Origin of the sequence: Alienimonas sp. DA493, from assembly GCF_043951915.1 — a bacterium.
GTDB lineage: Bacteria > Planctomycetota > Planctomycetia > Planctomycetales > Planctomycetaceae > Alienimonas.
Genome location: NZ_JBINJD010000230.1, coordinates 1 through 6,236 on the forward strand (window position 1 = coordinate 1; position 6,236 = coordinate 6,236).

At 70.9% G+C, this 6,236-nt stretch carries 6 protein-coding genes; 4 read left to right on the forward strand and 2 right to left on the reverse strand.

Translation table 11 applies throughout. The features are described 5' to 3' along the window. The first annotated feature begins 44 nt into the window (after positions 1 to 44). From ACG2DA_RS21280 to prfA, 4 genes are all read left to right on the forward strand, one after another. Positions 45 to 899, forward strand: coding sequence for a DUF455 family protein (locus tag ACG2DA_RS21280; RefSeq protein WP_395258503.1), 855 nt, complete (start codon positions 45 to 47; stop codon positions 897 to 899). 44 nt (positions 900 to 943) lie between these two features. Next, positions 944 to 2,221: an acyltransferase gene (locus ACG2DA_RS21285; protein ID WP_395258504.1), complete on the forward strand. Its 1,278-nt coding sequence runs from the start codon at positions 944 to 946 to the stop codon at positions 2,219 to 2,221. A 93-nt stretch (positions 2,222 to 2,314) separates the two neighbouring features. Next, positions 2,315 to 2,587 (forward strand): type B 50S ribosomal protein L31, encoded by a 273-nt coding sequence (locus ACG2DA_RS21290; RefSeq protein WP_395258506.1) that lies wholly within the window; start codon positions 2,315 to 2,317, stop codon positions 2,585 to 2,587. 137 nt (positions 2,588 to 2,724) lie between these two features. Then, positions 2,725 to 3,792, forward strand: a complete 1,068-nt coding sequence (gene prfA / locus ACG2DA_RS21295) for a peptide chain release factor 1 (RefSeq protein WP_395258508.1) — start codon at positions 2,725 to 2,727, stop codon at positions 3,790 to 3,792. Positions 3,793 to 3,810: 18 nt separating this feature from the next. Here the strand turns inward: prfA and ACG2DA_RS21300 are convergent, their stop codons facing one another. Further along, positions 3,811 to 5,400, reverse strand: coding sequence for an arylsulfatase (locus tag ACG2DA_RS21300; protein WP_395258509.1), 1,590 nt, complete (start codon positions 5,398 to 5,400; stop codon positions 3,811 to 3,813). 77 nt (positions 5,401 to 5,477) lie between these two features. Next, entirely contained in the window at positions 5,478 to 6,086 is a 609-nt protein-coding gene (locus ACG2DA_RS21305; RefSeq protein WP_395258511.1) for a MarC family protein, read from the reverse strand. Positions 6,087 to 6,236 lie beyond the last annotated feature (150 nt).

Genomic DNA, 6,236 nt, shown 5'->3' on the forward strand with positions numbered 1-6,236 from the left:
CGAGTGACGCTCCCTCACGGTCGCGGCTCCAACCGCAGCACGGAATGACGCTGAGAGACCTCGCCGCCCGCGTGCTGCTCTCGGCGGAGATCGACCGCAAGCTGCGTCCGCCCCGCGGGCCGCTGACGGACGAGCGCCCGGGTTCGGCGGTGCGCGTTGCCGTGCCGGCCCGGCCCGCGGGGCTGCGGTTCCGCTACCGGAAGAACGGCCCGAAGCTGCCCCGCGGGGACGCCCTGCGGGACCGCGGCCGCCGCGGCGTGGCCCACCACATCCTCGCCAATCACGAGTTGCAGGCGGCCGAGGTGATGGCCTCCGTGTTGCTGGCCTTCCCCCGGGCCCCGGCGGCGTTCCGGGCGGAGTTGGGGGCGATCCTTTGCGACGAACTGCGGCACACCCGCATGCACCTCGCCCGGGCCGCGGCCTGCGGCGCCCGGTTCGGGCAGTACGTCGTGAACGGCCACGTCTGGCGGAGCGCCGCCCGGTTTCGGGACGAGGCGGAGTACCTGTGCGTGCTCCCGCTGGTGTTCGAGGCCCGTAACTTGGACGAGTCGTTGGAACTGGCCGCCCAGTTCGACGCCGCCGGCGACCCGAAGGGGGCCGGCGTGATGCGGGCGATCCACGAGGACGAAATCGAACACGTCGCCTTCGGCCTGCGGTGGCTGGGGCGGTTCGCCCCGGAGATCGGCGAGGGAGACGGGGGCGATGAGTTCGACGCCTGGGCCTCGCGGCTGGAGATGCCGAATCAGCCGGCCCGGGCGGTGGGCCGCACCTTCCTCGAGCCGCCGCGGCGGGCCGCCGGCATGAGCGACGCCTTCCTCGCCAAGCTGCGACGGGCGACCGCGGCGTCCGGCGGGGCGGCGACCGGTGAGGAAAAACGTTCCGACCAGGAAAAAGGCTGAGGTTCGGCGCTGACACGCGGACCCCGCCTGCTGTACATGCGGGCGTGCCCCGTCGCCCCGCCACGTTGCCGATCTCCGCGGACGCCCCGGCGGCCGTCGCCGACGGCGCCCGTCTGCCGGGGTTCGAGCGGGTGCGGGCCGGGGCGATGCTGCTGGTCGTCGCCTTCCACGCCGCCCTGCCCTACGCCTGCGGCGAACTGCCCGGTCTGCTGTGGACCGTGCCGGTCGGCGAGGAGACCGCCGGGCGGTTCGCCGACCCGCTGTTCTGGGTCGCCGAGGCCCTCGTCATGCCGCTGTTCTTTGGCATGAGCGGGTTTTTCAGCGGTCGGTTGGCGGAGCGGGACGACGCCGCCGCGTTCGTCTCCGGGCGGGTGAAGCGGATCCTCGTGCCCCTGCTGGTCGGCCTCGCGACCGTGGTGCCGGCCTCGCTGGCGATCTGGGTCTTCTCGCTGCCCCTCACCGGGCGGATTAGCTGGGCGGAGTTCCGCGAACTCGATCTGCCCGGGTGGGTTGAGGACGTGCTCTGGGGGACCTCCCACCTGTGGTACCTCGAATATCTGTTCCTCTGGTCGCTGTTGCAGGTCCCGCTGAACGCCGTCGCCGCCGCGGCCGACCGGGGGGAGAACCCCGCCGCCGCCCGGGCGCTGAATTGGCTGGACGGCGTGATGCGCACCAGTTGGCGCTGGACGCTGCCGACCGCGGGCCTGTTCGTCGTGCTGGCCGCGGAGCCGGAGATCTATCTGGGCTTCCAGCACCACTGGTTCCCGCACACGGAGAAGTTTTTGCACTCCGGCGTCTGCTTCCTGTTCGGCTGGCTCTGCTGGCGGAACCGCGCGGCGCTGGCGGACTCCGCGGGGGCCGTCGGCCCGCTGACGCTCGCCGCGGCCGCGGCGGCCGTTCCGCTGGTCCTCGCCGTGCGGACGACCGTGCTGGCGGACGGCTCGGACCGCCTGTTCGTGCTGCCGGCGGCCCTGTGCGCCGGTTGGGGGCTGACCGCGGCGCTGGTGCACGGGGTCAGCTCCGGTCGCCCCGCCGGGGCCGTGGTCACCAAGCTGGCGGGGGCGTCGTTCTGGATCTACGTGATCCACCAGCCCCTCGTCGGGGGGATGCAGTTGGGCCTGTGGTTCGCGGACCTGCCGGCGGACGTCGAGTGGCTGCTCGTCTTCGCCGCCGCCCTGGGGCTGACGCTGGCGACCGAACCGCTCTCCCGCCGCACCCGCTGGGGCCGCCTGCTGACCGGCCGCTCCGCATCGGCCCTGGCCCCCCGCCCCGTCGCGGCGCCCGCCCCGACGTCGGCCGAATCGCGGCGCGAGGCGGCGTAAGTCTTTCCTTTGAACCTCTCTCCGGGTTGCGGTTTCGCGGCGCCGGAATATCCTGACGGCCCCGCGCTCCCGGCCGACCGCCCCGCTGATTCGATGAAAAAAGACATTCACCCCGACTACCGCCCGGTCGTGTTCCGGGACACCAACAGCGGCGAGGAGTTCCTGACTCGCTCCACGATGCAGTCCAAGGAGACGTGCACCTTCGAGGGCAGCGAGTACCCGCTGGTCAAGGTGGACATCTCCAGCACGTCCCACCCGTTTTACACGGGCAAGATGAAATACGTGGACAGCGCCGGCCGCGTCGAGAAGTTCCAGAAGAAGTACGCCAAGTTCGCCAAGAAGAAGACTGCCGACGCTGCGGAGTAGCGTCGCGCCTCGTCGCCCGGGCCGTGTCCGACGGCCCGGGCTTTTTCATGCGCCGACCGCCGTCGGGTCCGCCCCGCGGACCGCCTCCCTTCTCCACGCCCGCCCCGCACACGGTCCGCAGAGCGGCCCCCACGCCCATGTTCCCCTCCCTCGAACAGAAATACGCCCGCTTCGAGGAACTGGAAAAGCAACTCCAGAGCCCGGACGTCGCCTCCGACATCGATCGGATGATCGAGCTCCAGCGGGAGCACGGCGGCCTGCAAAAGGTGGCTCTCCCGGTGCGCGCCTACCACGAACTGGAGGAGAACCTCGCCGCGGCGAAGGAGATGCTCGCCGAGGAGACCGACGCCGACGCGAAAGCCTACGCCCAGGCCGAGGTGGACGAACTGGAGGCCAAGCGGGAGCAGATGGCCGCCGAATTGGAGGAGCTCGCCGCGGCCGGCGACGCGGCGACCCGCGGTTCGCTCATCATGGAAATCCGCAGCGGCGCCGGCGGCGACGAGGCCGCCCTGTTCGCCCGGGACCTGTGGGAGATGTACCGCAGCTACTGCGAGGGCAAGGGCTGGAAGATCGAGGTGATCGACAGCAGCGCCACGGACCTCGGCGGCTTCCGCGAACTCACCTTCAGCGTGACCGGCGACGGGGCCTTTCTGAACCTCCAATTCGAATCGGGCGGCCACCGCGTCCAGCGGGTGCCGGAGACGGAGACGCAGGGCCGGGTGCACACCAGCGCCGCGACCGTCGCCGTGCTGCCGGAGGCCAGCGAGGTGGAGGTCGAACTCAAGCCAGAGGACCTGGAGATCGACACCATGCGGGCCGGCGGCCCCGGCGGGCAGAAGGTTAACAAAACGGAGTCCGCCGTCCGCATCACCCACACGCCGACCGGCCTGGTGGTGAAGATCCAGGACGAAAAGTCCCAGCACAAGAACCGGGCCAAGGCGATGCGGGTGCTGCGGAGCCGGTTGCTGGAACTCCGCGAGGCCGAGGCGAACGCCGCCCGGGCCGAGAACCGCCGCACCCTCATCGGCTCCGGCGACCGCAGCGAGCGGATCCGCACCTACAACTACCCCCAAAACCGCATCACCGACCACCGCATCGGCCTGAGCATCCACAAGCTCGACCAGGTGATGCAGGGCGACCTGGAAGAACTCATCAGCGGCTTGCTGGAGTTCGACCGTCAGGAACGCCTGAACGCGACGGCGTAGAGCCGGGGGCGGTCCGCGCTAATCCCGTCGCGGGACGCTGCGGCCGGTTTCCTTCGTCGCTTTGAGCAGCGCCTGCATCTCGGCCAGAACCTGCGGCTCCTCGTCCGCGACGTTATCCTGCTGCCCGGGGTCCATCGCGAGGTTGTAGAGCGAGTACCGAGCCTCCGGCGCCGGTTCGGGGAGCTGATACTCCCGGAGTTGCGGATGGTTGGCGTAGTTGTTGCCGCCGGAGCCGGGGTGGTCGAGGTACGCCCAATCGCCGCGTCGCAGCGCCAGCGTCCCGCGGCCGCGGAACCCCTGCACGAGCAGGTAGGGGCGGACCGGCCCGTCCGACGGCTCCGACGGCTCCGACGACAGCACGGGCCGCAGGCTGAAGCTGTCCTCCGCCGCGTCGTTCGGCAGCTCGTAGCCGACGATGTCCGCGGCGGTCGCCATCACGTCCGTCAGCGACACGAGTTCGTCCGAGACGGACCCCGGCGCGATCCGGCCCGGCCAGCGGGCGATGAACGGCACGCGGTGCCCGCCCTCCCAGTTGTCCCGCTTCACGCCCCGCCACGGCCGGGAGCCGTCGTGATCGTGGTCGTGCCGCATGTGGTAGACCGTCGGGACCTCCGGTCCGTTGTCGCTGGTGAACAGCACCAGCGTATTCTCCGCCAGCCCCAGTTCGTCCAACGTCTTCATCAGCGCCCCGACGATCGCGTCCAGTTCGAGGATGAAGTCGCCGTGCGGCCCGGCGCCGCTCTTCCCCTTGAACGGGTCCGCGGGAAAGGAGGGCAGGTGCACCGCCTGGGCGGAGTGAAACAGGAAGAACGGCCGCTCGGGCGTGTTGGCGACGTGCTCCCGCAGGAACGTCTGGCTCCGCTCCAGGAACTCGAGGTCGACGGTCTCCAGATCGAAGTCCGGAGCTTGAAATCCTGGCCGATTGTCGTTGGCGTAGGGGTGCCGGGGGAGCGTCGACTTGTCGAGCCGGCCGGTCGGCGGGAGCGGGATGCGGGCGCCGTCGATGTAGGCGTACAACCAGTCGGTCGTGGGGCAGCAGGCCGTGCCGAAGAACGTATCGAACCCGCAGTCGAGCGGGCCGCCGTCGATGCGGCGGGCGTAGTCGATCCGCTTCACGCCGTCCGGGCCCCCGTTGTGGATCGGCTCGCCCGCCTCGTCGTAGAACGTCAACCCGAGGTGCCACTTCCCCACGCAGGCGGTCGCGTAGCCCTCCTGCCGGAGCATCTCCGGAAGGGTGAGCTTGCCCGGGGCGATCAGCGACGGTCCGCCGGCCCCGGAGAAGACGCGGCCGCCGTTCGGCACGCGGAACGGCATCTGGCCGGTCAGCAGCCCGTACCGGGTGGGCGTGCAGACGGTGCAGGGGGTGTGAGCGTCCGTAAATCGCATCCCCTGCGACGCCAGCCGATCCAGGTTCGGCGTCGCGATCCGGGACTCCGGGTTGTAGCAGCTCACGTCCCCGTACCCGAGGTCGTCCGCGAGGATCACAAGCACGTTCGGCCGCTCCGTCTCCTCCGCGGCGGCGGCGCCCGCACAGGCGACCGCCCACAGCGGGACGAGCGCCGCGAGGCTGCGAAGGAACGGGGGACGACGAGCGGCGACGGCGTGCATTCCTCCATCAGAACCGCCTTCGCGGCCGGGAGCCAGCGGTCTCGCGTCCCCCGGCCGACATCCGGGCCGCGGGGCCGTCACAGGCTCCGCACGAAATCGCCGACGCCGTTGAGCAGCATCTGCGTGGCGAGCAGGACGAGGATCATCCCCATCAGCCGCTCCAGCGCCCGGGAGCCCCGCCGGCCGATCACGGCGAGGATCTTCGGCGAGCCCACCAGCAGCACGGTGGTCCCGAGCCACGCCAGCAGCAGCGCCGCGGTCCATTCCCACATGTGATCCGGCTCCTTCGAGCGGAACAGCAGCAGCGCCGCGATCGTCGAGGGCCCGGCGATCAGGGGGACGGCCAGCGGCACGATGAACGGGTCGTCGGTCTCGAACTCCGCCCCGCCGTCGCCACGGCCGGGGAAGATCATCCGCAGGGAGATGACGAACAGCAGCACCCCGCCGGCGATGTTCAGGGAGGATTCCGTCAGCCCCAAAAAGGCGAGGATGAAATGCCCCGCCCACAGGAACCCCAGCAGGATCACCAGCGCGATCGCCAACTCGCGGGCCACGACCGCCGTCCGGCGCTCCGGTTCGAGTTTCGACAGGACCGCGTTGAAGACCGGCGCGTTCCCCAGCGGGTCCATGATCAGGAACAGCGTCACCGCGGCGGAGGCGACGCCCTCGAGGTCGTTCCCGTTCACTGCTCGGCCTGAAAAAGGCGGCCCCCGCCGACTGCGGGGCGTCCGCCGAGATCATACCGGCCCCCCGGCGGCGCCCGTTCGCTCCGCGGGGGCGGCGGCCGGTTCTTGAGCGGGCGGCGCGGGACCTCTACGCTCGGGGGATCAGGGCCG

Bases quoted from the DNA above. Each gene is read 5' to 3' on its own strand.
- ACG2DA_RS21300 (WP_395258509.1), bottom strand. From the start codon at position 5,400: ATGCACGCCGTCGCCGCTCGTCGTCCCCCGTTCCTTCGCAGCCTCGCG.
- ACG2DA_RS21290 (WP_395258506.1), top strand. From the start codon at position 2,315: ATGAAAAAAGACATTCACCCCGACTACCGCCCGGTCGTGTTCCGGGAC.
- prfA (WP_395258508.1), top strand. From the start codon at position 2,725: ATGTTCCCCTCCCTCGAACAGAAATACGCCCGCTTCGAGGAACTGGAA.
- ACG2DA_RS21280 (WP_395258503.1), top strand. From the start codon at position 45: ATGACGCTGAGAGACCTCGCCGCCCGCGTGCTGCTCTCGGCGGAGATC.